The organism is Nocardia mexicana NBRC 108244 (assembly GCF_001613165.1).
Lineage (GTDB): Bacteria > Actinomycetota > Actinomycetes > Mycobacteriales > Mycobacteriaceae > Nocardia > Nocardia mexicana.
Window position 1 is genome coordinate 1 of sequence record NZ_BDBV01000116.1, and the last position, 26,998, is coordinate 26,998.

At 68.6% G+C, this 26,998-nt stretch carries 22 protein-coding genes; 8 read left to right on the forward strand and 14 right to left on the reverse strand.

Features of this window, described 5'->3' with window-relative positions; translation table 11 throughout:
- Window positions 1-128 precede the first annotated feature (128 nt).
- Together NM1_RS35950 and NM1_RS35955 are read left to right on the forward strand one after the other, a co-directional pair.
- A complete protein-coding gene (locus tag NM1_RS35950; RefSeq protein ID WP_084520367.1) occupies window positions 129-1,568 on the forward strand; it encodes a nicotinate phosphoribosyltransferase in 1,440 nt (479 codons plus the stop codon).
- Window positions 1,569-1,608: 40 nt separating this feature from the next.
- Entirely contained in the window at window positions 1,609-2,175 is a 567-nt protein-coding gene (locus tag NM1_RS35955) for an isochorismatase family protein (protein ID WP_068030851.1), read from the forward strand.
- Between the two features lie 137 nt (window positions 2,176-2,312).
- Here NM1_RS35955 and NM1_RS35960 read toward each other — a convergent pair whose 3' ends face one another.
- Together NM1_RS35960 and NM1_RS35965 are read right to left on the reverse strand one after the other, a co-directional pair.
- The gene (locus NM1_RS35960) at window positions 2,313-3,431 is read right to left on the reverse strand and encodes an epoxide hydrolase family protein (RefSeq protein WP_068030854.1); all 1,119 of its coding nucleotides are present in this window, start codon (window positions 3,429-3,431) and stop codon (window positions 2,313-2,315) included.
- 123 nt (window positions 3,432-3,554) lie between these two features.
- On the reverse strand, window positions 3,555-4,415 hold the full coding sequence (locus NM1_RS35965; protein ID WP_068030856.1) for an alpha/beta fold hydrolase: 861 nt from the start codon (window positions 4,413-4,415) through the stop codon (window positions 3,555-3,557).
- 138 nt (window positions 4,416-4,553) lie between these two features.
- Between NM1_RS35965 and NM1_RS35970 the strand changes: the two genes are divergently transcribed.
- Entirely contained in the window at window positions 4,554-6,614 is a 2,061-nt protein-coding gene (locus tag NM1_RS35970) for an ATP-dependent DNA helicase (RefSeq protein WP_068030859.1), read from the forward strand.
- A 217-nt stretch (window positions 6,615-6,831) separates the two neighbouring features.
- Here NM1_RS35970 and NM1_RS35975 read toward each other — a convergent pair whose 3' ends face one another.
- Both NM1_RS35975 and NM1_RS35980 read right to left on the reverse strand, forming a co-directional pair.
- Window positions 6,832-7,380: a DoxX family protein gene (locus NM1_RS35975; protein WP_068030861.1), complete on the reverse strand. Its 549-nt coding sequence runs from the start codon at window positions 7,378-7,380 to the stop codon at window positions 6,832-6,834.
- Between the two features lie 132 nt (window positions 7,381-7,512).
- The gene (locus NM1_RS35980) at window positions 7,513-8,874 is read right to left on the reverse strand and encodes an NCS2 family permease (protein ID WP_068030863.1); all 1,362 of its coding nucleotides are present in this window, start codon (window positions 8,872-8,874) and stop codon (window positions 7,513-7,515) included.
- Window positions 8,875-9,183: 309 nt separating this feature from the next.
- Between NM1_RS35980 and NM1_RS35985 the strand changes: the two genes are divergently transcribed.
- Window positions 9,184-11,238 carry an AMP-binding protein gene (locus NM1_RS35985; protein ID WP_068030866.1) on the forward strand — a complete coding sequence of 685 codons (2,055 nt, stop codon included), beginning with the start codon at window positions 9,184-9,186 and terminating at the stop codon, window positions 11,236-11,238.
- Between the two features lie 197 nt (window positions 11,239-11,435).
- On the opposite strand, the gene glgP is transcribed toward NM1_RS35985, so the two are convergent.
- Window positions 11,436-14,045, reverse strand: coding sequence for an alpha-glucan family phosphorylase (gene glgP, locus NM1_RS35990; RefSeq protein ID WP_068030898.1), 2,610 nt, complete (start codon window positions 14,043-14,045; stop codon window positions 11,436-11,438).
- 80 nt (window positions 14,046-14,125) lie between these two features.
- The gene (locus NM1_RS35995) at window positions 14,126-14,893 is read right to left on the reverse strand and encodes a dienelactone hydrolase family protein (protein WP_068030901.1); all 768 of its coding nucleotides are present in this window, start codon (window positions 14,891-14,893) and stop codon (window positions 14,126-14,128) included.
- 200 nt (window positions 14,894-15,093) lie between these two features.
- On the opposite strand from NM1_RS35995, the gene NM1_RS36000 reads away from it, so the two are divergent.
- The gene (locus NM1_RS36000) at window positions 15,094-17,094 is read left to right on the forward strand and encodes an alpha-1,4-glucan--maltose-1-phosphate maltosyltransferase (protein ID WP_068030869.1); all 2,001 of its coding nucleotides are present in this window, start codon (window positions 15,094-15,096) and stop codon (window positions 17,092-17,094) included.
- Window positions 17,095-17,101: 7 nt separating this feature from the next.
- Entirely contained in the window at window positions 17,102-19,255 is a 2,154-nt protein-coding gene (gene glgB, locus NM1_RS36005) for a 1,4-alpha-glucan branching protein GlgB (RefSeq protein WP_068030872.1), read from the forward strand.
- 256 nt (window positions 19,256-19,511) lie between these two features.
- Here the strand turns inward: glgB and NM1_RS36010 are convergent, their stop codons facing one another.
- From NM1_RS36010 to NM1_RS36025, 4 genes are all read right to left on the reverse strand, one after another.
- Complete coding sequence (locus NM1_RS36010; protein ID WP_068030875.1) at window positions 19,512-19,883, reverse strand: SSI family serine proteinase inhibitor; 372 nt, start codon at window positions 19,881-19,883, stop codon at window positions 19,512-19,514.
- Between the two features lie 89 nt (window positions 19,884-19,972).
- The gene (locus tag NM1_RS36015; RefSeq protein ID WP_068030879.1) at window positions 19,973-20,824 is read right to left on the reverse strand and encodes a tetratricopeptide repeat protein; all 852 of its coding nucleotides are present in this window, start codon (window positions 20,822-20,824) and stop codon (window positions 19,973-19,975) included.
- Window positions 20,825-20,885: 61 nt separating this feature from the next.
- Complete coding sequence (locus tag NM1_RS36020; RefSeq protein WP_255286261.1) at window positions 20,886-21,296, reverse strand: DUF3817 domain-containing protein; 411 nt, start codon at window positions 21,294-21,296, stop codon at window positions 20,886-20,888.
- Window positions 21,297-21,403: 107 nt separating this feature from the next.
- Entirely contained in the window at window positions 21,404-22,588 is a 1,185-nt protein-coding gene (locus NM1_RS36025; protein ID WP_068030884.1) for an acetyl-CoA C-acetyltransferase, read from the reverse strand.
- 95 nt (window positions 22,589-22,683) lie between these two features.
- Between NM1_RS36025 and mce the strand changes: the two genes are divergently transcribed.
- Both mce and NM1_RS36035 read left to right on the forward strand, forming a co-directional pair.
- Window positions 22,684-23,154 carry a methylmalonyl-CoA epimerase gene (gene mce, locus NM1_RS36030; RefSeq protein WP_246011541.1) on the forward strand — a complete coding sequence of 157 codons (471 nt, stop codon included), beginning with the start codon at window positions 22,684-22,686 and terminating at the stop codon, window positions 23,152-23,154.
- An 86-nt stretch (window positions 23,155-23,240) separates the two neighbouring features.
- Window positions 23,241-24,227 carry a coiled-coil domain-containing protein gene (locus NM1_RS36035; protein ID WP_068030887.1) on the forward strand — a complete coding sequence of 329 codons (987 nt, stop codon included), beginning with the start codon at window positions 23,241-23,243 and terminating at the stop codon, window positions 24,225-24,227.
- Window positions 24,228-24,310: 83 nt separating this feature from the next.
- Here NM1_RS36035 and NM1_RS36040 read toward each other — a convergent pair whose 3' ends face one another.
- The 4 genes from NM1_RS36040 to NM1_RS36055 form a co-directional block, all read right to left on the reverse strand.
- A complete protein-coding gene (locus tag NM1_RS36040) occupies window positions 24,311-24,850 on the reverse strand; it encodes a cysteine hydrolase family protein (RefSeq protein ID WP_068030889.1) in 540 nt (179 codons plus the stop codon).
- 153 nt (window positions 24,851-25,003) lie between these two features.
- Entirely contained in the window at window positions 25,004-25,312 is a 309-nt protein-coding gene (locus NM1_RS36045; protein ID WP_068030892.1) for an Rv1322 family protein, read from the reverse strand.
- A 9-nt stretch (window positions 25,313-25,321) separates the two neighbouring features.
- Window positions 25,322-25,999, reverse strand: coding sequence for an endonuclease NucS (gene nucS, locus NM1_RS36050; protein ID WP_068030893.1), 678 nt, complete (start codon window positions 25,997-25,999; stop codon window positions 25,322-25,324).
- Between the two features lie 112 nt (window positions 26,000-26,111).
- The gene (locus NM1_RS36055) at window positions 26,112-26,840 is read right to left on the reverse strand and encodes a rhomboid-like protein (protein ID WP_068030896.1); all 729 of its coding nucleotides are present in this window, start codon (window positions 26,838-26,840) and stop codon (window positions 26,112-26,114) included.
- Window positions 26,841-26,998 lie beyond the last annotated feature (158 nt).

A 26,998-nucleotide genomic window follows, 5' to 3' on the forward strand; every position in this document is an offset into this window, starting at 1 on the left:
CCGTGACCCAGGGCCGGTCCTCGGCCTCGAGAATCTCGGTGGACTCGATTGCCTCGGGGGTAGCCTGTGGCGCCGACAGCACCGGGCTCACGCCGGCCGGACCGGCGGCGACCCGGACAGCGTCTTTTATGCACAGACCCATAACCTTCAGGGTACGACTCGACTCCGAATACACAACACCCGCAGCTCGCCGTTTTGTCCGGTTCCCGGCGGCGTCCCGCACCAGGCCCGACGGGTCCGCTGTCTACAGTGACGACGTGGACACCACACCCGGAGTATCCAGCACCGCGCTGCTGACCGACCAGTACGAACTGACCATGCTGGCGGCCGCGCTGGCCGACGGATCGGCCCAGCGCCACTGCACGTTCGAGGTATTCGCCAGGCGCTTGCCACACGGCCGGCGCTACGGGGTGGTTGCCGGTACCGGTCGGTTGCTCGACGCACTGGCCGAATTCCGTTTCGGCGAACCGGAACTCGCGATTGCCGCGGAATTCCTGGACCGCCGCACCCTGGAGTGGTTGCGCTCGTACCGATTCACCGGCGAGATCGACGGCTACCGCGAGGGCGACCTCTACTTCCCGGGTTCGCCGATTCTGTCGGTGCGGGGCAGCTTCGCCGAATGCGTCGTGCTGGAGACCCTGGCCCTGTCGATCCTCAACCACGACAGTGCGATCGCCTCCGCGGCCGCGCGCATGGTCAGCGCCGCCGCCGGGCGCCGCATGATCGAGATGGGATCGCGGCGCACCCACGAACTGGCCGCGCCCGCCAGCGCCCGCGCCGCCTACCTGGCGGGCTTCGACGCCACCTCCAACCTGGAGGCCGTGCGGCGCTTCGGCGTTCCCGGCGCGGGCACCAGCGCACACGCGTTCACCCTGCTGCACAGCGGACCCGACGGTCAGCACGAGGCGGCGGCGTTCCGCAGCCAGATCGAGGCGCTCGGCATCGGCACCACGCTGCTGGTCGACACGTTCGACATCACGCAGGGCGTGGCCACCGCGATCGAGGTGGCCGGAACCGGATTGGGCGGGGTGCGCATCGATTCCGGCGACCTCGGCGTCCTGGCGCGGCAGGTGCGCGATCAGCTGGACTCGCTCGGAGCGACCGGGACCCGCATCGTGGTGTCCGGGGATCTGGACGAGTATTCGATCGCCGGGCTGCGCGCCGAACCGGTCGACGCGTACGGCGTCGGCACGTCGCTGGTCACGGGTTCCGGCGCGCCGACCGCCGGGATGGTCTACAAGCTGGTGGAGGTGGACGGCGTGCCGGTGGCCAAGCGCAGCAGCCACAAGGAATCGCGCGGGGGCACCAAGAAGGCGGTGCGGCTGTCCCGGCGGACCGGCACGATCGTGGAGGAGATCGTCTATCCGGCCCGCGCGGCCCGCCCGGGGAACGGCCATCAGGTCCGCGACCTGCTGGTTCCGCTCGTACGCGAGGGGCGCGTCGTCGAGGGGCAGCCGACCCTGGCCGAGTCTCGCGACCTGGTCGCGCGGGGGCTGGTGAGCCTGCCGTGGGAGGGGCTGAAGCTGTCGGCCGGGGAGCCCGCGATCGGCACCACTTTCCTACAATGAGGACAGCGCGAACGTCCCGTTCGAGACCGAGGTACAGCAGATGACCAGAGCACTCATCGTCGTCGACGTACAGAACGATTTCTGTGAGGGCGGGTCGCTGGCCGTCGCCGGCGGCGCCGCGGTGGCCGAACGGATCTCGGAATATCTGAGCGTCGCCGACTACGACGCGATCGTGGCGACCCGCGATCACCACATCGATCCCGGGTCGCACTTCTCCGACGATCCCGACTACGTGGGCACCTGGCCGCCGCACTGCCGGGCGGGCACGCCCGGTGCCGAGTTCCATCCGAATCTGAATATCGCGCCGATCGAGCAGATCTTCTCCAAGGGGCAGTACAGCGCCGGATACTCCGGTTTCGAGGGCACCGCCGACGACGGCGCCTCCCTCGCGGACTGGTTGCGCGCCAACGCTATCGACACCGTCGACATCTGCGGCATCGCCACCGATCACTGCGTGCGCGCCACCGCGCTCGACGCCCGCCTGGCCGGATTCGATACCCGAGTCCTGCTGGGGCTCACCGCGAATGTCGCATCGGCCACCACCGAGAAGGCGCTGGACCAGATGCGCGGTGCAGGTGTAGAACTCGCGGGTGCGCTGGAGGGCTGAGTTCAGGGCGCCCGGGCTCCGGCCCACGCCCGATCCGCACGCACTCGAGGCCCGGCCTGCCGACAAACCCGGCCGACCCGTACGCCGTCGAGCCCCGGCCGATGTACCTCGGCCGGGGCTCGACGGAACCGCTTGCCTTACACCAGCTTTGCGAAGAACCCGCGAATATCCGCCGCCAGCACCTCGGGCACCTCGTAGGCGGCCCAGTGCCCGCCTTCCGCGTACTCGTTCCACTGCACGATGTTCGCGTGGTCGCGCTCGGCGAACTTGCGCGGCGGCTTGAAGTCGTATCCGAACGAGGCCAGGCCGATCGGGACGGTGGTCGGCTCCGCGGCGTGTTCGCCCTTCGCGTTCTCGTAGTAGAACCGGGCCGAGGACGCCGAGGTGTTGGTGAACCAGTAGATCGCGACGTTGGTGAGGATGTCGTCGGGATCCAGCGAACCCAGCAGCTGCCCGCTCCAGGCCAGCTGCCCGGCCGGTGAATCCGACAGGCCGTGCGCGATCGTGCTCGGCTGCGCGCGCTGGGTGAAGTCGTGGATGGAGTGCTCCAGGAACTTCTGACCGAACTGCACGCCCATCAGCTCCTGCTCGCTGAGGCCGTCCATCTCGCCCGGTTCCCCCTTGGGGAAGGAGAAGATCTGGTTGACGTGCACGCCGATCACGTTCTCCGGTGCGAGCCTGCCCATTTCGGGCGAGACGATCGCGCCGCCGTCGTTGCCGTGCACGCCGTAGCGCTCGTACCCCAGCCGCCGCATCAGCTCGACGTACGCGGCCGCCATCCGCTCCGGCGTCCAGCCGATGTCCCGCGTCGGGCCCGAGAACGCGAAGCCCGGGTACGACGGGATCACCAGGTGGAACTCGTCGGTCAGCTTGTCGATCAGGCCCAGGTACTCGACGAACGAGCTCGGCCACCCGTGGGTCAGCATCAGCGGCGTCGCGTCCGGATTCGCCGAGCGCACATGCACGAAGTGGATGTCCTGCCCGTCGATCTCGGTGACGAAGTGCGGGTGCGCGTTCAGCTTCTCCTCCACTGCGCGCCAATCGAATTCGTCGCGCCACCGCTCGATCAGGGGCTGCACGAACGCGCCCGGCACGCCGTACTCCCAGCCCGGGGGGACCGGGATGCCGAGATCCACCTTGCCCGCGAACCGCTCGGCCGGGAGTTCGGCGGCGAACCGGGTGTGCGCGAGGCGGTAGTTCAGGTCGTCCAGGTCGGCCTGCGGGATCTCGATGCGGAAGGTGCGGATGTCGGACATTGTGGATCTCCTTGCTCTCCGAAGCGGTGCGCTTCGTTCTGACACCACTCTAACAGAACAGAGCATTCCGTTCCAAGTCATTTCCGAAAATAGCCTCCCACCTGGCCTGCGTCGCGGAATTGACTACGGGGTGAGGAACTTCGTCAGCGCTGCCGCGACCGGCTCCGGGTTCTCGACCTGCGGGTAGTGGCCGGTAACCGGATCCCCGTCGAGGACGACGAAGTCCGCGCGCGGGAGTCGTTCCCGCAATCGGGGAAGCACGTGCCCGCCGCTGATCGGATCGGCGGGGCCCCAGATGAAAAGGGCCGGTCCGGAATAGGTCTCCAGGGACTTCTGCCAGCGGTCGGCGTGGACCCGCCGTTCGTCGTGGTAGCGGTTGAGGTGCCACTGCACGTGCTTGCCGCCGTTGTCCGAGGTCGCCAGCCACATATCGTGCAGGTCCGCATACGAGATCGAGCGGCCCAGCACCCGGCGCAGTGATCGCCGATAGGTGCTCTCGGACATCATGGGCCCCAGCAGCTTTCCGATCGGCGTGTGCATGAGGCGCTGAATTGCCATGGGGCGGTACAGATCTATGTAGAGCCCACCGTTCAGCCACGCCATGCGGGTGATGCGCGCGGGGTCGCGAGCCAGCAGTTCCTGCGCGACGCTGACGCCGTAATCGTGTGCTACCAGCGCGGTTTCACCGATCCCCAGGTATTTCCACAACTCCTCGACGAGGGTGGCCTGCTCGGTGATCCGATAGTCGTGGCCGCGCGGCTTGGCGCTGGCGCCGAACCCGAGGAAGTCCAGAGTGGTTACCCGGCAACCCGATTCGACGAGCGCGGGCAGGATCGGCACCCAGTCGTGCGAGGACGTCGGATAGCCGTGCAGCAGCGTCACCGGCCGCCCGCCCTCGGGGCCGTCCTGCCGGTGGAAGATCCGATGCCCGGCCACTTCGACGAACGCTCCCCCGGCTATCCAGTCTTCCCGTGACTGCCGCATCGGACACCTCTTCCCACTCGCTGCGCATGCACTTCGTACACCACACAACACCACGTCGCCGCGGGTCCGCCAGCCCGGAATCGATCCGAGGCTCGATGGCCCGGCCCGGCTGTCGGACCGGCGCAGTACCCTGCCAGGGTGCCCGAACTGCCGCCCGTTCCGACCTTGCTGTCGACCGCCGTCGAGGCCCTCGGCGGCACGGCCCGCAAGGGCCAGCAGACCATGGCGGCCGCGGTCGCGCATTCCATCGACACCAAGGAGCACCTGGCGGTACAGGCCGGCACCGGCACCGGCAAGTCGCTGGCCTATCTGGTGCCGAGCCTGCGGCACGCGGTGCAGACCGGCCGCACGGTCGTGGTCTCGACGGCGACCATCGCGCTGCAGCGCCAGCTGGTGGACCGCGACCTGCCGCGCCTGGCCGAGGCGCTGAGCAAGCCGCTCGGCCGCCGGGCGCAGTTCGCGATCCTCAAGGGCCGCAACAACTACCTGTGCCTGAACAAGATCAACAGCGCGATTCCGGACGAGCCGGCCGATGCCGAACTGTTCGACGCGTTCGCGGTGTCCCGGCTCGGCCGCGAGGTGCAGCGGCTCAACGACTGGGCGTCCGACACCGAGACCGGCGACCGCGACGAACTCGCGCCGGGCGTGAGCGACCGCGCCTGGCGGCAGGTCAGTGTGTCCTCGCGGGAGTGCCTGGGCAAGTCTCGCTGCCCGTTCGGTCAGGACTGCTTCGCCGAACGGGCCCGCAGCGAATCCGGGCAGGCCGATGTCGTGGTCACCAACCACGCCCTGCTGGCCATCGATGCCATCAGCGGCATCCAGGTGCTGCCCGAACACGACGTGGTCGTCATCGACGAGGCACACGAACTGGTGGACCGGGTCACCGGCGTGGCCACCGCCGAACTGTCCACCGCCGCGATCAGCGCCGCGGCCAAACGCTGCGCGAAACTCGTCGACGAGCAGGAGGTCGATCGGCTCGAGGGCGCCGCCGAGGCCTGGCACGACCTGCTGGAGGAGATGCCCGCGGGCCGGTGGGACGAGCTGCCCGGGGGCGCGTCCGGGGTGCTGGCGCTGATCCGCGACACCGCGTGGAACTGCCGCACCGCACTGGCGCCGCCGGGTTCGTCTGCCCCGCAGGGCGATCCGGAGGCGGCCGCCGCGCGCAATCAGGCGGTGGCCGCGGTCGAGGAGATCCACGACACCACCGTCCGAGCGCTGACCACCTTCGAGGAAAGCGACCCGGCGGCCCGGCGCGACGTGATCTGGCTGGCCGCCGACGAGATGCGCGGCGTCGCCCGGCGCACCCTGCACATGGCGCCGCTGTCGGTCGGCGGACTCCTGCGCAGCCGCCTGTTCGGCACCGCCACCGTGGTCCTCACCTCGGCCACGCTGCAGGTCGGCGGGTCGTTCGACGGGCTGGCCGTCACCTGGGGCCTGCCGTCGCAGTCGGCCAACCGCGTCGATGCCGCCCTCGCCAACGGCGCCGAGGCCCCCGCGGACGCCGACACCGTGCGCTGGAATTCGCTGGACGTCGGCTCCCCGTTCGACCACGCGAAATCCGGAATCCTGTACGTCGCCAAGCATCTTCCGGCCCCGGGCCGCGACGGCCTCCCCCCGGCCTACCTGGACGAGATCGAGCGGCTGATCCGCGCCGCGGGCGGCCGCACGCTGGGGCTGTTCTCGTCGATGCGCGCCGCCAAGGCGGCCACCGAGATCCTGCGCCAGCGCCTGGACACCCCGGTGCTGTGCCAGGGCGACGACGCCACGGGCGCGCTGGTCCGCAAGTTCGCCGACGACCCGGAGACCTCGCTGTTCGGCACGCTGTCGCTGTGGCAGGGCGTCGATGTGCCGGGCCCGTCGCTGAGCCTGGTGATCCTCGACCGCATCCCCTTCCCCCGCCCGGACGATCCGCTGCTGGTCGCGCGGCAACGGGCGGTGGAATCGCGCGGCGGCAACGGATTCATGGCGATCGCGGCCAATCACGCGGCGCTACTGCTGGCCCAGGGCACGGGCCGCCTGCTGCGCAGCACCGACGACCGCGGCGTGGTGGCGATCCTGGATTCCCGCCTGGCCACCGCCCGCTACGGCGCCTACCTGCGGGCCTCGCTGCCGCCGTACTGGGAGACCTCCGATCCGGAGGTGGTGACCAAGGCCCTGCAGCGCCTGACCTCGACGTCTCCGACCGCGGCGGCGAAATAAACCTCGCCCGGCTGTGAAATGACTCTCATCCCTTGGCCCGAACTTCTATGCGGAAGTAAATTGGGCGGCGATACTCCGATGACCCCCAATTCCCCATCGGATGTATCTGATGCCCCCGCGCCAAGCCCTGCACGCGGTGCGGGGGCACCAAAATCTTCCACCCGCGCGACGCTCGGAATCCGCTCCGCCCGGGCTCGCCTGCTCGGAGTGTCGTGGCTCAGAGCGTCCATTTGAGGATCAGGGTGATCACACCGGCGACGACTGCCAACGCGATGGCCGCCGCACCCCAGACCACGCCCTTGCGCTCCCACGGACGGCCGGAATCCAGCGAGTAGCGGCCGGGTCCCGTGAAGGCGAGCGCGGCGGCGGCGATTCCGAACAGCAGCGCCATCTCGTAGCCCGGCCCGTCGGTGCCGCCGAAAAGGCCACTGGCCCATGTCGCATTGATCGCGTTGACCATGGTGCCGAGCGCGATGGCCGCCGCGAGCGGCGTCAGCAGGCCCAGCAGCAGCAGGACCCCGCCGGTGAGTTCGCTGAGCCCGGCCAAGGTGCCGAAGAGCTTGCCGGGGTTGTAACCCATCTGGTCGAACATGGTGTTGGTCGCGTCCAGGCCGGGGCCGTTGAACCAGCCGAACAGTTTCTGCGCGCCGTGGGCGGCCAGGAGGCCGCCGAAGAACAGGCGCAGTACCAGCAGGCCGACATCGGAAGCGTTGACAGCGTCGGCGCGGCGGCCTAGCTCGCTGGAGGCGGTGGTATTGGCGGTCATGATTGTCTCCGTGTCCTCATCAACTAGTTAGTTGTCGCAAACAAACCGGACCATGGTCCGCTTTGTTCACGGGGAGACAACCCTAATCGGTTCAATCGTTATTCCGCGACTTCGATTCGTTCTGACCGGGACTTATTCCGCCAGGAAGAAGAAGTATCCGAGGAACACGGCCATCAGCACCCACATCACCCAGTGGACCTCGCGGACGCGCCCGCGGGCGACCATCACCACCGGGTAGAACAGCAGGCCCATGGCGATGCCGTTCGCGATCGAATAGGTCAGCGGCATCATGATCACCGTGAGGAACGCCGGTATCGCGTACTCCAGCTTGGTCCAGTCGATTTCGCCCAGTGCGCGCGCCATCAGCACGCCGACCACGATGAGCGCGGGCGCGGTGACCGCGGGCGCCCCGGCGACGACGGCGAACAGCGGGAAGAAGAACATCGCGACCAGGAACCACCCGGCCGTCGCCACCGCGGTCAATCCGGTGCGCCCGCCCGCGCTGACACCGGCGGTGGATTCGACGTACGCGGTGGTGGTCGAGGTGCCGATGACGGCGCCCGCGGTGGTGCCGACCGAGTCGGCGGCCAGCGCCTGCGCCGCGCGCGGCAGCTTGCCGTCGGGACCGAGCAGCCCGGCCTGGTTGGCGATGCCGATCAGCGTGCCCGACGCGTCGAAGAAGTCGACGAACAGCATGGTCAGCACGACGATGATCATCTGACCGGTGAAGGCGTCCGGCAGGTGGATGATCGCCTGCCCGAAGGTCTGATCCAGCCCGTGCGGCATGGCCACCACCGAATCCGGCAGGTCGACCAGCCCGCTGACGATTCCGACCACGGTGGTGGCGAGGATGCCGTACAGCACCGCCCCGTGCCAGCCGAGCACCATGAAGACGACCGTCACGAGCAGCCCGAACAGCGCCAGCAGCGTCGTGCCCTTGGTGAAATCGCCCAGGTGCACCAGCGTCGCCTCGCTGGCGGTCACCACACCGGCATTCTTCAGTCCGAGAAACGCCACGAACATGCCGATCCCGGCGCCGACCGCCAGCTTCATCTGCATCGGGATGGCGTCGATGATCTTCTCGCGGACCTTGGTGACGGCGAGCACGAAGAAGATGACGCCGGAGAGGAATGTGCCCGACAGCGCCTCCTGCCACGGGATACCCATCTCGAGCACCACCGTGTACGCGAAGAAGGCGTTGAGCCCCATGCCCGGCGCGAGCGCGACCGGATAGCGCGCCCAGATGCCCATGACCAGCGTGCCGAACACCGCCGCGACCGCGGTGGCCGTGAACACCGCCTGGGTCGGGATACCGAGCGGGCCGAGCTGCCCCTGGTCGCCGAGGATCGACGGATTCACCGCGAGCACATAGGACATCGCCAGGAATGTCACCGTCCCGGCCATGATCTCGCGCCGGTAGGTCGACCCGAGTTCGGTGACCCCGAAGTAAGAGTCGAGTCGTCCCCGCGGTCGCGGCTGCACGTCAGTACTCATGTGTTGTCTCCACCCTCGGCCCGGAACGACAAATGCTATATCCACTGCAGGACATCCGCTGTCCCTGCGCATATCCGGTGGGCACGGTATATGCCGCGACACGCCCGGCGCCATCCGGACTCGGCGAATCGACGGCAATCATCACCAGCATGGACCTCCTGGGACAGCAAGTCCCATGCAACCTGCAGGCAATTTAACTGAGAATTCGCCTCCAATATGGGACTCCTTGACCTGGAGTGTGTCGACCGTTACAAATGCGTTATCCGCCGAACCGAGCTTTCGAAACGGCCGAGCGAGAAGTGCAAGCAGTTGGTTACCGATATCGTCGAAACGGCCGTCGACTTGGCGGTCGCTCGCAAAGCGCTGTGGGATCTCCTCCTCGATCCCGAGACCTATCCCCGGATGTTCCCCGGCGTCGGTGCCTGCGAACAACTCGATTCCGACGGCGGCGGGCCGATGCTGCGGATGCGCCTGGGCGGTGCCGAGGACGAGGTCCGCAGCATCGACGTGCAACTGGTCCCCGGTAAGGCCCCCGAGTTTCTGGAGCTGCAGTGCCCCGGGCAGGGCAGCTTCGCCGTGATACGCCTGCGCGGCGACGACGAGCAGACCCGGGTCAACGTCACCTTCTTCGCACCGGCGCGGGTGCATCCGCTCGTGGCGACACTGTCGAACGCGGACGTGATCGACTGGGCCGATGCCGCGCTGGACCGCTTGGCCGACCTGGTGCAGGGCTCCCCCACCTCGGTGGTGGTCAACGGCGAGGATTCGCCGATGCGGCTGCAGGCCGGGGTCGCCCGGCAGATGGTGTCGACCGGTGTGGTGCGCAGCTATCGGCCGGATCGCGGGCTGAAACAGATCGGCCGCCTGGCCAAATGGGGTTTCACGCTGGCGGGGGGCTACGCGGCCGCGGCCGCCTACGATCCGCGCCGACCGGCCGTGATCGACGAGCGCGGCATGCGCACCTTCGCCGAGATCCACGACCGCACACACGCTTTGGCGAGCGCCCTGGCCGAGCTCGACATCCGCGCCGGCGATGCGATCGGGCTGCTGGCCCGCAATCACACCGAGATGGTCGAAATCATGGTCGCCGCGGGCAAGCTCGGCGTCGACGTGCTGCTTTTCAACACGGGGCTGGCCGCGGGCCGGATCGCGGAGATCGCCGAAAGACACCAGCTCGCAGCGGTATTCGCCGATCCGGAGCTGGAGGACCTGATCCGCTATGTGCCGCCGGAGATTCCGCGCTTCACCGCGTCGGGCCATCCAGCCGAACCCGGACGCGCGACGGTGGACGATCTGATCGCCTCGGGGCGTGGCCGTTTCGGCAAGCCCGCGCGGCCGGGCCGGTTGATCGTGCTGACGTCCGGGACCAGCGGCACGCCGAAGGGCGCCCGGCGCCCGCACCCCAAGGGCTTCGGTACGGTCGCCGCGCTGCTATCGCGAATTCCGTTGCAGATGAACGAGACCATGCTGATTCCGTCGCCGCTGTTCCACACCTGGGGGCTGGCGGCGCTGCAGATCAGCACCCCGATCCGGGCGACGGTGGTGCTGACCGAACGCTTCGACGCCGAGGACTGCCTACGGCTGATCGACGAGCATCGGGTCACCTCGCTGATCGTGGTGCCGATCATGGTGAACCGGATCCTGGACCTGCCCGAGGGCGTGCGTGCCCGCTACGACACCTCCAGCCTGCAGGTGGTCGCGAGCTGCGGGGCGCCGCTGGCCGGGGCGGCGGTGCTGCGGTTCACCGAACTCTTCGGCGAGATCCTCTACAACGTCTACGGATCCACCGAGGTGTCCTGGGCGACCATCGCCGATCCCAGCGATCTGCGGGTCTCGCCCACCACGGCGGGCAGGCCCCCGCTCGGCACGAAAATCGCCGTGCTGGGCCCGGATTCGCGTCCGGTGCCGGTCGGCGCGACCGGGCGCCTGTTCGTCGGCAACCACATGCTCTTCGACGGCTATACCGATGCGGCGCCGCCGAGCGAGGCCGACGGCATGCTCGACACCGGCGACGTCGGCTATCTCGATGCCGCCGGTCGGTTGTTCGTCGCGGGCCGCGACGACGAGATGATCATCTCCGGCGGCGAGAACGTCTTCCCCCGGCCCGTCGAGGAGGCACTCTCACATCTGCCGCAGATCAGCGAGGTGGCGGTGATCGGCGTCCCGGATCGCGAATTCGGCCAGCGCCTGGCCGCTTTCGTGGTCAAGCGCCACGACTCGGGCCTCGACCCCGACATGATCCGCACCTACATCCGCAACCGCCTCGGCCGCTTCTCGGTCCCCCGCGACGTCCACTTCATCGATGCCCTGCCCCGCAACGCCACGGGCAAAATCATGAAACGCACCCTGGTCCAACCGGGGTAAGCCTGAGCCCATCGTCTCCCGGTCATTCGAGCAGCGTCCCCTCGGTCATTTCCGGCATGCTTTTGGCCGGAATCCACCTCGGCGAGTGGAGATTCCGGCCAAAAGCGCGCCGGAAATGACTGAGGGGCGATCAGCGCAACGGGCATGACTGAGGGTGATGAGCGCGCCGGAAATGGCTGGGGGCTATGGAGTGGCGGCTACGGGGTGGGGGTGGCGACCAGACCGAGTTCGGCGTCGGTGGCCAGTAGACGGTGGTGCGGGAGGATGCGGACGGTGTAGCCGACCGCGCCCGACAGCGGCACGGGGGTGTCTACGGTGAACAGTTCCACGCCAGAATCCGTTCCGGCGTGCGCCATCTCGACGGTCGTGACGTCGGAGAGATCGTCGTCCACCGAGACCCGGCCCAGTACGGCCTGCACCACCACCTCCGTGGGCGCCAGGCCGCCGAGGTCGATGCGCGCCCGCAGCGACAGCCCGGCGCCGATCACCGGAATGTCGGGCAGCCCGGCGCTGTCGACCTGAATCACCTTCACCTGCGGCCACGACACCTCGAGGCGGCGGCGGTACTCCGCCAGCTCCCGCGCGCCCGCGAAATCGTCCTGTGCCACAGCGCTGTACGCGCCCGCGGCGGGTGTGTAGTAGTCGACGGCATAGTCGCGCACCATGCGGGAGGCGAGCACCTTCGGACCGAGGGTCTGCAGCGTGTGGCGCACCATCTCCATCCAGCGCACCGGCAGCCCGTCGTGGTCGCGATCGTAGAAGCGCTGCAGCACAGCGCGTTCCAGCATCTCGTACAGGGCACTCGCCTCGAGGTCGTCGCGGCGGTCGTCGTCGCGCACGCCGTCGGCGGTGGGAATGGCCCAGCCGTTCTCCCCGTCGTACATCTCGTCCCACCAGCCGTCGCGGATCGACAGGTTCAGCGAGCCGTTGAGCGCGGCCTTCATCCCCGACGTGCCGCAGGCCTCCAGCGGGCGCAGCGGATTGTTCAGCCACACATCGCATCCCCAGTACAGGTAGCGCGCCATCGACATGTCGTAGTCGGGCAGGAATACGATGCGGTGCCGCACGGCCGGATCGTCGGCGAACCGCACCACCTGCTGGATCAGCGCCTTGCCGCCGTCGTCGGCCGGGTGGCTCTTGCCCGCCACCACCAGCTGCAGCGGCCGGTCGGGATCGAGCAGCAGCGCGCGCAACCGGTCCGGATCGCGCAGCATCAGGGTCAGCCGCTTGTAGGTCGGGACCCGGCGGGCGAAGCCGATGGTGAGCACATTCGGATCGAAAACCTCGTCCACCCAGGCCAATTCGGCCGGTGCGGCGCCACGCTCCAGCCACGACGCCCGGAGCCGACGGCGAACCTCGGCGACGAGTATGCCGCGCAACGTGTTTCGGGTTGACCACAGCTCGCGCAGGTCGACGTCGCACAGCCGCTCCCAGCCGCGCGCCTCCTCCACCAGTTCCGGGCCGACGAACTCGCGGGCCTTGTCGATCCATTCCCGGGCCGCCCAGGTCGGCGCGTGCACGCCGTTGGTCACGGCGCCGATCGGCACCTCCGAGGCATCGAAGCCCGGCCACAGCGGTGCGAACATGGCACGGCTGACCTCGCCGTGCAGCTGCGATACGCCGTTGGCGCGCTGGGCCATACGCAGGCCGAGGTGGGCCATGTTGAACACCGAGGGGTCGGCCTCGCGCCCCAGCGCCACGATGCGATCCACGGAAACGCCCGGCAGCAGCGAAGATTCGCGTTCGCCGTGGGCCCCGCCGAAGTACCGGCGCACCAGCGCGCCCGCGAACCGGTCGATGCCCGCCGGCACCGGGGTGTGCGTGGTGAACACCGTTCCGGCGCGGACCGCGGCCAGCGCCGCGTCGAAATCCAGTCCGGCGGCCATGAATTCACGAATGCGCTCGATGCCGAGAAACCCGGCGTGTCCCTCGTTCATATGGAACACGTCCGGGTCGGGCAGGCCGTGGGCCCGGGTGTAGGCGCGCACCGCCCGCACCCCGCCGATACCGGCGAGGATCTCCTGTTTGATCCGGTGATCCTGATCGCCTCCGTAGAGCCGGTCGGTCACCGCGCGCAGCTCCGGATCGTTGTCGGCGATGTCGGAATCCAACAGCAGCAACGGAATCCGGCCGACCTGCGCGATCCACACCCGAGCCCGCAGCACCCGCCCCTCGGGCATGGCCAGGTGGAGCAGCACCGGCGCACCGGCGGGCGCATCGCCCGTGCCCGTCGGATCGGTGAGCAACCGCAGCGGCAGCCCCTGCGGATCCAGATGCGGGTAGCGCTCGGACTGCCAGCCGTCGGCGGTCAGCGACTGCCGGAAGTAGCCGGAGCGATACAGCAGCCCCACGCCGATGAGCGGCAGGCCCAGATCGGAGGCGGACTTCAGATGGTCGCCCGCCAGGATCCCGAGGCCGCCCGAATAGTTGGGCAGCACCTCGGTGACGCCGAACTCCATCGAGAAGTACGCGATGGCCGTCGGCAGGGCGTCGCCCCGCTCTCCGTCCGCCTGCTTCTGGAACCAGCGCGGGCGCGTCAGATAGTCCCGCAGATCGGCCGCCGCGGCGTCGACCGCCCGGACGTAGGCGTCGTCCGCGGCCAGCTCGTCGAGCCGCGCCGCGGGCACCTCGCCCAGCATCCGCACCGGATCGCGCCCGACCTCGAGCCAGAGCGCCTGATCCAGCTCGGCGAACAGATCCTGCGTGGGCGCATGCCACGACCACCGCAGATTCGTCGCCAGCTCCGCGAGCGCGGACAACCGTTCGGGCAGATGGGCACGGACCGTGAACCGACGAAGTGCCTTCACCGGATCGACCATACAGGGCGCCGCACCGCGCGGGTGCGGCCACGTGACCACGCGAAATACAGCCGTGACCAGCCGGGTACTCAGCCGGTGGGCGTCAGCGTGCGGTCGAACAGCGACACCAGTTCCCGCCAGTGGCGCTCGGCCGCCTGCTCGTCGTACGAGGCGGTATCGGCCTGGGTGTAGCCGTGGTGGGCGCCGGAGTACACCTCGCAGCGGTGGGTGATACCGGCGTCCGTCAACGCCTGCTCGAAGCGTTCGACCTGCTCCGGGGGCAGCGACGGGTCGTCGTCGGCGTGGCCGAAATACAGCTCCGCCGTGACGTTTCCGACCACCAGGTGGGGGCTGTCGGGGCCGTCGGTGACGAGACCACCGGCATGGAATCCCGCCGCGGCTCCGATCAGTTCCGGGAAACCGGCGGCGGTGCGCAGCGCCAGCCGGGCGCCCATGCAGTAGCCGGTGGTGCCCATCGGGCCGTCGGTGGTCCGTTCGTACGCCGTCAGCCAGGCCAGATAGGCGTCGGCATCGCGGAGCACGAGGTCGGGGGTCAGTTCGTGGACCATCGGCAGCAGTTGCTGGAACAGTTCGGGCCGCTGCGACGGGTCGATGAAGTCCGGCAGGTCCACCACGGGCGCCCGTCCGTGCCGGTAGAGCACATTCGGGACCAGCACCGTGTATCCGTGCCCGGCCAGCCGGTCGGCCATGGCGCGCAGGCTGGGCCGCAACCCGAAGGCGTCCATGTAGAGCAGGACTCCCGGATGTCGGGCGCCGTCGTCCGGAGCCGAGACGTAGGAATCCGCAATCCCGTCGGGTGTCGTGATGTCCACCGAAAGGCCTTGTGCGGCAATCACGGGTGAATCCTCCTCCAGCGTCGTTACCTCCGCCGACTCCAACGGAGAGGTTGCCTCCGCTTCGGCATCGACAGCCTTCCACATTCGGCCCGCTTCGCGCAGGCCGCCGCGGCAAACCGGCGTGCGGGCCCGGCGAACGGGCGGCATCGCCGGTCCGACAATCGGGTAGCCACGAGGCAACTACCGGTACGGTTGGTCTCGTGACCGGTCGCATCGCCATCGATGACACCGCCCCGTCCGTACCCGGTGGCCGCCCGGCCAAAGCCGTGGTGGGCGAGGTGTTCCCGGTGCGGGCCGTCGTGTGGCGGGAGGGCCACGACGTGGTGGCCGCGACGCTGGCCGTGCGGTCACCCGCCGCACGCACCCAGCGGATCCGGATGTCACCCGAATTCGAACCCGACGTGTTCAACGCCGTGTTCACCCCGAATCAGCCGGGCCTGTGGACCTACCGCATCGAGGGCTGGAGCGATCCGATCGCCACCTGGCGGGCCGCGGTGGAGGCGAAGCTGGCGGTCGGGCAGAGCGCCGCCGATCTCGCCAACGATCTCGAGATCGGCGCGCGGCTACTGGACCGGGCGGCACAGCAGGTGCCGAAGAAGCAGTGGGAGCGGCTGCGCGCGGCGGCGGCCGCGCTGCGCGCCGAGGGGCAGCTCCCGGCGCGGGTCGCGCCCGCGTTCAGCGCCGAAGTCGGCGAGATCCTGCGCGACACCCCGCTGCGCGACCTGGTCACCCGCGGCCCGCAGCACGCGGTGCTGGTGGAGCGTCGGCGGGCGCTGTACGGCGCGTGGTACGAGTTCTTCCCCCGATCCACCGGCGGCTGGGACGCCGACGGGAACCCGGTGCACGGCACCTTCGCCACGGCCGCGAAGGAACTCGCCCGAATCGCCGCCATGGGCTTCGACGTGGCCTACCTGCCGCCGGTCCATCCCATCGGGCGGGTGAATCGCAAGGGCCGCAACAACTCCCTGACCGCCGAGCCCGACGATGTCGGGTCGCCGTGGGCGATCGGCGCCGCGGAGGGCGGACACGACGGCATCCACCCGCTACTGGGTACCGAGGACGATTTCGTCGAATTCGTCGACGCGGCAAGGCAACTCGGGATGGAGGTGGCGCTCGACCTGGCTCTGCAGTGCGCGCCCGACCATCCGTGGGTGCGCGAGCACCCCGAGTGGTTCACCACCCTGCCGGACGGCACCATCGCCTTCGCCGAGAACCCGCCCAAGAAGTATCAGGACATCTATCCCCTCGACTTCGACAACGATCCGGACGGGCTGTACGCCGAGGTCCTGCGCGTGGTGCGGCACTGGATCGCACTGGGCGTCACCATCTTTCGCGTCGACAACCCGCACACCAAACCGGCCGACTTCTGGGAGTGGCTGATCGCGCAGGTGCGTCGCACCGATCCGGACGTGATCTTCCTGTCCGAGGCGTTCACCCGCCCGGCCCGTCTGTACGGGCTGGCGCGGCGCGGATTCGGGCAGTCCTACACGTATTTCACCTGGCGCACGGGCAAACACGAGCTGGCGGAGTTCGGCCGGGAGCTCGCCGCCAAGGCCGACGAGGCCCGGCCCAACCTGTTCGTGAACACCCCGGACATCCTGCACGAGAGCCTGCAGCACGGCGGGCCGGGCATGTTCGCGATTCGCGCGGTGCTGGCGGCGACGCTGGCGCCGACGTGGGGGGTCTACTCCGGTTTCGAACTGTTCGAGCATCAGGCGGTGCGGCCGGGCAGCGAGGAGTACCTGGACTCGGAGAAGTACCAGCTGCGGCCGCGTCACTTCGCCGCGGCCGCCGCCCGCGGGGAGTCGCTGGAGCCGTGGCTGACCCGGCTCAACGAGATCCGCCGCGCGCATCCGGCACTGCAGCAGTTGCGCTGCATCGCCTTCCACCACGTGGACAACGATGCGCTGCTGGCGTACTCCAAGGTCGACCCCGCCACCGGCGACGCGGTGCTGATCGTGGTGAACCTCGACCCGTACGGCGCCGAGGACGGCATGATCTCGCTGGACCTGCCCGCGATCGGGCGCGAGTGGCACGACCACCCGGTGGTGGTCGACGAGATCACCGGCGAGGAATACCACTGGGGCCAAACCAATTACGTGCGACTGGACCCGGTTCGCGCGGTCGCGCACATTCTGGCCCTGCCGCCCGTATCCGCCGCCGCCCGAACGGAATTGGCATACCGGAGGTCGCTGCGGTGAGGAACCTATGAACCGTCGCGACCTCATGTTGCTGGCCGCGGGCACCCACCCCGACCCGCACACGGTGCTCGGCGCGCACCCGCATCCGGACGGCATGGCTATCAGAGCCCTGCGCCCGCACGCGGATTCGGTGTCGGTCCGGATCGGCGAGGCGGACTATCCGCTCGAACACGTCGAGCACGGCGTCTTCGAGGGTGTGGTGCCCTTCATCGAGATCCGGGACTATCGGCTGCTGGTGTCCTATCCCGGCGGCCAGACCGTACTGACCGCCGACGGCTATCGATTCCTGCCTACGGTCGGCGAACTCGATCTGCACCTGATCGGCGAGGGACGGCACGAGCGGCTGTGGGAGGTGCTGGGCGCGCATCCCCGCCGATACACGACACTCGACGGCGAGGTGACGGGGACATCGTTCGCGGTCTGGGCGCCCAACGCCCGCGGGGTGACGGTGATCGGCGATTTCGACGCCTGGAGCGGAACCACCGCGCCCATGCGGACTTTGGGCGAATCCGGGGTGTGGGAGCTGTTCGTCCCCGGAATCGAGCCGGGCGCGCTGTACAAGTTCCGGGTGCACGGCGCCGACGGGCGCACCGTCGACCACGCCGATCCGTTCGCCTTCGCCACCGAGGTGCCGCCCGCCACGGCCTCGGTGGTCACCGAGAGCTCCTACACCTGGCACGACGACGACTGGCTGGCGACGCGCGCCCGCACCGATCCGACCCGGGCGCCGATGAGCGTCTACGAGGTGCACCTCGGCTCCTGGCGCGCGGGCCTGGGCTATCGCGAACTGGCCGAGCAACTGGCCGCGTACGTGCTGGAACAGGGCTACACCCACGTCGAGCTGCTGCCGGTGGCCGAGCACCCCTTCGGCGGCTCCTGGGGCTATCAGGTCACCTCCTACTACGCACCGACGGCCCGGTTCGGCGCCCCCGACGATTTCCGCGCCTTCGTCGACCACCTGCACGGCGCGGGCATCGGCATCATCCTCGACTGGGTGCCGGCCCACTTCCCGCGTGACGAGTGGGCCCTGGCCCGCTTCGACGGCACGCCGCTGTACGAACATGCCGACCCTCGCCGGGGTGAGCAATTGGATTGGGGCACCTACGTTTTCGACTTCGGCCGGTACGAGGTGCGCAATTTCCTGGTCGCCAACGCGCACTACTGGATCGAGGAGTTCCACATCGACGGGCTGCGGGTCGACGCCGTGGCATCGATGCTGTACCTGGACTACTCGCGCCCCGAGGGCGGCTGGGAACCCAATATTCACGGCGGCCGCGAGAACCTGGAAGCCGTTGCGTTCCTGCAGGATATGAACGCCACCGTGCACAAGCACCACCCGGGCGTGGTCACCGTCGCCGAGGAATCCACCACCTGGCCCGGCGTCACGCGCTCGACCGACGTCGGGGGCCTGGGCTTCACGATGAAGTGGAACATGGGCTGGATGCACGACACCCTCGGGTATCTCGGCCGCGACCAGATCCACCGCAGCTGGCACCACAACGAACTCACGTTCTCGGTGGTCTACGCGTGGAGCGAGAATTACGTGCTGCCGATCAGCCACGACGAGGTGGTGCACGGCAAAGGCACGCTGTGGACGCGGATGCCCGGCGACGACTGGGCGAAGGCCTGCGGGGTGCGGGCGCTGCTGGCCTACATGTGGGCGCACCCCGGCAAGCAGCTGCTGTTCATGGGGCAGGATTTCGGCCAGTTCCGGGAGTGGTCACACGACCGCGGCCTGGACTGGTACGAGCTGGACAACCCGCTGCACAACGGCATTCGGCTGCTGGTGCGCGACCTCAACGCCGCCTACCGCGCACATCCGGCGCTGTGGACGCAGGACACCGCACCCGGCGGCTACGCCTGGATCGACGCCGACGACAGCATGAACAACGTGATCGCGTTCCTGCGCTACGGATCCGACGAATCGATCGTCGCCTGCGTCTACAACTTCTCCGGCACCCAGCACCGCGACCACCGCATCGGCCTCCCGGCCCCCGGCCGCTGGCGCGAAATCCTCAACACCGACGCAGACACCTACGGCGGCAACGGAATCGGCAACCTCGGCGGAGTGGAGGCAGTCGACGAGCCCTGCCACGGCCGACCGTATTCGGCCACGGTCACCATGGCCCCGAACAGCGCGGTGTGGCTGACCCCGGAGTAGGGCCTTCCGGCCAAAAGCGTGCCGGAATCAACGAGGAGCGATCCAGCTTACGGAATGACGCGGGACAACCCGGTTCCGGAATGACGTGGGACAACCCGGCTCCGGAATGACGCAGGACAACCCGGTTCCGGAATGACGCGGGACAACCCGGTTCCGGAATGACGCAGGACGACCCAGCTCCGGAGTGACGCGGGACGACCCGGCGCGCCCACCACCCATATTCCCGGCATGCTTTTGGCCGGGATCTCGCCTGGCGTCAGAACTTCCAGGGTGTAGGGAGGTCTGGGACGAGGCAGTTATATGTGCGCTCCACGAAGACGGGGGCACCGTGGAAGGTGCCCTCGGCCCGCAGTGTGACCGGGTGGTAGCGGAAGCAGCGGACGCCCGGGTCCTCCTCGGGCAGGGCGAGGTCGCCGGTCAGCAAGTACTCACAAGCGGCGACGGGGTCCGGGTGGGAGCCGCCGACGGGATCGCAGGCCAGGTCCGCCGTGCGGGTCGGCTGGTCCGAGTCTTCTCGCGTGAGTACGAGACGGGTGGAGGTGTCCTCGGCCGCGGCGGCGCCCGGCACCAGGATCACCGCGGCGGCGGCAGTCGCGCCCGCAAGAACCCGGGCGATAGTTGTTGTCATGAGCGATCGTTCGCCTTCCCCCGACCCCGATCCGCCGGTTCACACTGCATGTCGCCCGGCGGCCCGGACTCGTTTCGCGCGGCGGGCGCTCAGTACAGCGCGGTGGCCAGCTTGCGGCGGGCGGCGACCACCGCCGGATCGGCCGTGTCGAACAGCTCGAACAGCTCGACCAGGCGGGTGCGGACGCGGTTGCGGTCGTCCCCGGCGGTGCGCTTGATCAGCTCGATCAATCGCGTGAACGCGGCCTCGGGCTCCTGGTTGAACAGCTCCATATCGGCGGCGGCGAAGGCCGCGTCGATATCGGCCGGGTCGGCGTCGGCACGCGCGATGGCATCGGCGGGCAGACCCTGGGCGCGGGAGTAGAAGCGCAGCTGGCGCAGCGCGGCCTTGGCCTCGGTATTGGCCGGTTCCTCCGCGAGGATCTTCTCGTACGCCGCCTCGGCACCGGCGACGTCACCGCGCTCGATCGCCTCCTCCGCGGCGGTGAACCGCGGATCCTCCGGTGCGGCGGCCTCGGGCGCCGCCTCGCCCTCGGCGCCGGGCAGCTTCCCCTGCACCGCGTCGATGACGGCCGCCAGCCACTGCTTCACCTGCGGTTCGGGCTGGGTGCCCTGGAAATCGGCCAGCGGCTGGCCCGCTGCCACCGCGATGACGGTCGGGATGCCCTGCACCCCGAGCGCCTGCGCGATGCGCATATTCGGCTCGGCCTCGACGGTGGCCAGGTCCCAGCTGCCGTCGCCCTCGCCCACGAGCTTCTCGAACAGCTTGACCAGGTCCACACTGCCCGGGCTGCGCTGCGAGTACAGGACGATGACCACCGGCACCTGCATCGAGCGACGCAGCACCTTGGTCTCGAAATCGGCCTCGGAGACCGCGTGACCGGTCGGAGCGTCCGTGGCGGCCGGCTGTTTCAGAGCGGACAGATCCACCGCACCGGACATGGCAGCGGCGACGGCGGGCGAAGGACGACGTGCAGCAGGTCGAGTCACGGTTTCCAGTTTGTCACGAACGCGCGGCGGTGGGGGCGGCGGCCGCGCTGAGCTCGCCCAACTGGCCGGAACGGATCGCCCAGCGCTCGAACCAGGCCGAGGTGAACGGCACGACCGACGAGATCAGCCCCAGCGCCAGGGTCTTACCCGGCCACTCGAACTCCCGGAACGCCAGCAGCACATTCAGCACGAAAAGCACGAAAAGCACGCCGTGCAGCATCCCGAAAACCATCACCGGCCAAGTGATCGGCTCCGGCAGCCGCTTGAGCACCGATCCCGTCAGCAGCAGCACCCACGACACCGCCTCCAGCGTGCCGAACAGACGCACACGCTTGGCCACGGTGCTCACATCGAAGAATTCGCCCATGGCCTCCATTGTGCCCAACCCCCACACCTCTACGACACCGGGTAGTTGGTGTGTCATACAACACACCAGGCTTCCCGCACCCCTTATTCGTCCCCGCACGGCCTTCAGTGCGCTGAAGACGGTGCGGGAACATGCAGGGGGTGCGTGGAGTTGGTCGGCCGGGGTTAGTGGACGCGGATGATCAGGGCGTCGCCTTGGCCGCCTCCGCCGCAGAGGGCGGCGGCGCCGATACCGCCGCCGCGGCGCTTCAGTTCGAGGGCCAGGTGGAGCAGGATGCGGGCGCCGGACATGCCCAGGGGGTGGCCGATGGCGATGGCGCCGCCGTTCACGTTGACCTTCGCCGGGTCGATGCCGAGCTTGCGGGTGGAGGCGATGCCGACGGCGGCGAATGCCTCGTTGATCTCGATCAGGTCCAGGTCGGCGGGCGAGATGCCCTCGCGCGCACAGGCTTTGGCGATGGCGTTGGCGGGCTGCTCCTGCAGCGTGGAATCCGGTCCGGCCACCACGCCGGCGGCGCCGATCTCGGCGATCCAGCTCAGCCCCAGCTCCTGCGCCTTGGCCTTGCTCATCACGACCACCGCGGCGGCGCCGTCGGAGATCTGCGAGGCGGATCCGGCGGTGATGGTGCCGTCCTTGCGGAAGGCCGGGCGCAGCTTACCCAGCGATTCGGCGGTGGTGTCTGCGCGGATGCCCTCGTCCTCGGTCACCAGGATCGGGTCGCCCTTGCGCTGCGGCACCGCCACCGGCACGACCTCGTCCTCGAACACACCGTTCTTCCAGGCGGCCGCGGCCTTCTGATGCGAGGCGGCGGCGAACTCGTCCTGATCCGCGCGGCTGATGTGGTCGGAGTCGTTGCGCGTCTCGGTCAGCGCGCCCATCGCCTGATCGGTGAAGATGTCGTGCAGGCCGTCGAAGGCCATGTGATCGCGCAGGGTCACGTCGCCGTACTTGAAACCCTCGCGGCTCTTCTCCAGCAGATGCGGCGCCTGCGTCATCGACTCCTGCCCGCCGGCCACCACGATCTCGTACTCACCGGCGCGAATCAGCTGATCCGCCAAGGCGATTGCGTTGATACCGGACAAACACACCTTGTTCAGAGTCAGCGCCGGGACGTCCATCGGAATGCCGCCGGCCACCGCGGCCTGCCGCGCCGGGATCTGGCCCGCACCGGCGGTCAGCACCTGGCCCATGATGACGTAGTCGATCTGATCGGGCCGCACACCGCCCTTTTCCAGCGCCGCCTTGATGGCGAAACCGCCCAGATCGGAGCCGCTGAAGCCCTTCAGCCCGCCCAGCAGCCGCCCCACCGGGGTCCGCGCGCCGGAGACGATGACAGAGGTGGTGGTCACGGTATGCCTCGCTTCGTGGATCGGTGAACGCTGTACTCAACGGTAACCGGTGCCGTCTCGGCGCCACCGTGCAGGTGCGCGCTACCGTTCGAAGGGTGAGCACCGCCGATACGTCCGAATTCATTCCCGCCGACTACGTGATCGCCGTCGACCATGTCGGCATCGCCGTTCCCGACCTCGACGCCGCCGTCGCCTGGTACTCCGAACACCTCGGAATGGTCGAAACCCACCGTGAGGTGAACGAGGCGCAGGGTGTCCACGAAGCGATGCTGTCGCTGCCCGGCGCCGGCGACGATTCGACTGCTCTGCAGTTGCTGGCACCGGTGAACGAGGCGTCGACCATCGCCAAGTTCATCGATCGCAACGGTCCGGGTCTCCAGCAACTGGCCTACCGCGTCACCGACCTCGACGCCGTGGCTACCTTCCTGCGTGGCCGGGGCCTGCGTTTGCTGTACGACGCCCCTCGCACCGGAACCGCCGATTCCCGCATCAACTTCGTACACCCGAAGGATGCTGGCGGTGTGCTCATCGAGCTCGTGGAGCCGGCCGCGAATCCTACTCACTAGTACCGCAATCCGGCCGCGGAAACTTGTCGTAACGACATTCGCGGTCGGGTCACCATGGTGGCACGGTAGGCTGTAGTTTGTGGGGCATGTCGTCCACTGAGCCCGATCGCAATCGCTTCGTCGCGTTGCCGTTTACCGTGGTCCGTAAGGGCTACGACCGCGATGAGGTGCGCAATTATTTCGACCGATTTGATGCCGAACTAAGGGTCACCGCAACAGATCGCGACGCCGCCGCAGCCCAGGCCAGAAACCTGGCCGCCCAGCTGGAGGACGCACGCGACGAAATCGACGAACTCCGCAAGGAAGTCGACCGCCTGTCGGTGCCGCCGACCACCGCCGAGGGCATGAGCGATCGCATCTCGCGCATGCTCCGCCTGGCCTCCGACGAGGCCTCCGAGGTCCGCGCCCAGGCGCAGGCCGAGGCCGCCGAGATGATCTCGATCGCGGAGCAGCAGGCCACCGAGATGCGCGGCAAGTACGAGTCGCTGCTGTCCGAGACCAAGGAGAAGCGGGAGGCGCTCGAGGTCGAGTTCGAGCAGACCCTCTCCAATGCGCGGGGCGAATCCACCAAGATCGTGGAGGCCGCCCAGGCCGAGGCCGAGCGCATCACCAAGGAGGCGGAGGCCAAGCGCAAGGCCACCCAGCAGGACTTCGAGGTCACCATGGCGGAGCGGCGCACCAAGCTCACCCGCGCCATGGAGGAGCTCGAGGCCACCAGCCGCTCCGAGGCCGCCCAGCGCATCAAGGATGCGACCGACGAGTCCAACCGCCTGGTCACCTCCGCCACCCAGCAGGCCGATCGCAAGATCGCGCACGCCAAGGAGCTGGCCGAGGAGATGCGCGTGCTGCGCGGCCGAGTCCTGGCCCAGCTCTTGGGAATTCGCGGTCAGCTCGATTCCGTTCCGGCCATGCTCGCCGCGGTCAACCGCGAGAGCGAGCTGCTCGACGGCGCCCCGGAGCAGCGTTCGCTGCAGGGCAAGCAGTCGGGCTCCGGACGCCAGAAGGCGATTCCCGAGGTGAAGGACGAAGAGATCGTCGACGACGAGCGCGAGAACGCCGAAGTCTCGAGCTAGCGCCAATCCCGCCGGGCGACACAACCATCCACCGTCCGAAGGCCGCCCCCGACTCGGGGGCGGCCTTCCTTATTTCTCCCGTATTACATTGCGGCGCAGGGCATGACCTCGAACCCGCGGCTGGGGAAGACGGAATCCATGAAGAAGTCGTGCATCGCCGTATCGCCGTCGGCGCAGCCGTCCCGCAGCACGGTCACCCGGTAGTCGCGGTCCGCCGCGTCGTAGCACGTCGCGGCGACCATCGCGCTGGTCGCGACGCCCGCGACCGCGAGGGAATCGACGCCGTTCGAGCGAAGGACGCGGTCGAGATCCGTGCCCGCGAATGCGCTGGCGCGGCGTTTCAGCACGAGGACATCCTCCGGTGCGACCGGTAGATCGATCTCGGGCCCGGGCGATCCCTCGTGGAAGGTGTCCCCGGCCTCGTAGAACGACCGGAGTTGTGCGTTGTCCGGCGGCAGATCGGTCCCGTTGGGCCGAAAGGCGAAGTGCACGAACACGACCAGCACACCGGCCGCGCGGGCGCGCGGGAGCAGTTCGGTGAGCGGCGGCACGACCTGTCTGGTGAAGGGGTAGTTGCTCGTAATTCCCCGCTGCACATCTCCGATGATCAGCGCGGTGGTCACGACAGGCTTCCGTTCGGGAATCGGAGAAAGGAAGTCTGCGGCAACAGCTGGATGAGGTTCACACGCCAAGGGTATGTACCCGGGCTGCGGCCGCGTGGGCGCGGTCTATGGGCACTTTCGTCGACATCTGTCCGCGGACACCGGCGCTACGACTCAAGACCAACGGCGGGTGATGCCGCGGGTGTGCCTACCCTTCCAGCAGCCGGTGTGCCAGTGGCGGCGGTCGTCCTCGCCGCCGTACTCCCGCCAGGCGACGATATGCGCTGTGCCTGGCGGGATTTCGTGATCGCAGCCCGGGCAGCGATAGGACTTGGTCGCGCGGGAGCCCGGGATCGTGCGGACCACGTAGGTGTCCTCGCCGCCGGGGCCGCGCTCGGTGCGCCCGAAGACGTCGCCGAGCGGACGCGGCTCCCGCTGGAACCGCGCCGGCGACTGCTTGGGACGCGGTTTCCGGCGGGGCATACTTCGAGCCTAGAACAGCCGGAACTCGTCGCTCTCGGTGCCACGGAGAGCGTTGTAATCCAGTGTCAGGCAACGAATTCCGCGGTCGGTCGCGAGCGTCTTGGCCTGTGGCTTGATCTGCTGCGCGGCGAATACGCCGGTGACCGGGGCCAGCAGCGGATCACGGTTCAGCAGCTCCAGGTACCGGGTCAGCTGCTCGACGCCGTCGATCTCACCGCGCCGCTTGATCTCCACGGCCACGGTGGCGCCGTCGGCGTCGCGACACAGGATATCCACGGGCCCGATCGCCGTCATGTACTCGCGGCGGATGAGCGAGTAGCCCGCGCCGAGGGTCTCGATGTGCTCGGCCAGCAACTCCTGCAGATGGGCCTCCACACCGTCCTTGACCAGGCCGGGATCGACACCCAGCTCGTGTTCGGAGTCGTGCTCGATGTCCTCGACGGTGATGCGCAGTTCCTCACCGGCCTTGTTGGTCACCACCCATAACTTGGCCGCTTCGGCCTCGCTGTCGCGTTCCTCCAGCCAGCAGGGCGGGCTCATCCAGTTCAGCGGCTTGTAGGAACCTCCGTCGGAATGCACCAGCACCGAACCGTCGGCCTTCATCATCAGCAGCCGGCGAGCCATCGGGAGGTGGGCGGTGAGCCGACCGACGTAGTCGACCTGACAGCGAGCAATCACGAGGCGCACCGGTCGAGTGTAATGACCGTCCGCCGCGCTACGGCATGGGCATCAATTCCCGGCGATTCGCGCAGCAGGAGAGCGAACGAGGCGCAGCGCCAAGGAAGTACCCGAGTTTCCGTCAGCCGACGAGCATCAGATAACCCAGCGCGGAGGCGACAGCCAGCAGCCCGCATTCGAATCGGGTCAGCCGGGGTGCACGGAGCCGATGAGTCCGCAGCAGCCAGAGACCGCCCAGCAGGCCGATGACGAGCGCCACGAGGTGCCCGACGTTGGTGAACGTGCGGCCCATCGCCACGCCGGAGACCGCGACGGCCAGCCACGTGATCGACCAGGTGGCGCGCCAGCGCTCCGGCACCAGCACCACGAAGGCACCGATCACCGCCATGGCGCCGTAGCTGATGCCGACATCCTCGGCCGTCGTGATGCTGATCGACACCCAGTCCGCCGTGACCGCGACCCACAGGCCCACCGCGACCAGCAGCGTGGCACCGATATGACCGGCGACGAAGATACGAATCGTGGTCAGTGCGCCGAACCGCAGCTCTGCCAGCGCGAGCAGGCAGATGAGCAGCGGGATGACCAGCGCCGCCGCGGCGCCGTCACCGACCACGAGGGCGCTGGCGACGAGCGTGCCGAAGCGACCGTTCAGCAGATTGCTCAGGTTGGAGCTGGCGTGCAGGATCACCTTGGTCTCCGCCGCGTCGCCCAGCACCGCGAGTACGGCGGCCACGGCGATCAGCATTGCCGCATAGCTGTAGGTGACGGGCAGACAGAACCGGCGCCATCCGGTACGGATCGTGCCGGATGCGGGTGCGACCCCAGCCGTTGCCTGACCGACCATCCGCATCTTTCCTTCCTACGCAGCCTCGCTGGCTCGGGCCTACCCGTCCATCATCCAGGCGAGGCCGTACGCGCAGGTTTCCATTGCCTATGAAATGTCTGTGAATCCGGCCCGCCGGATATGACGAAGGCCCCCAACAGTGTTGGGGGCCTTCGTGAACGATT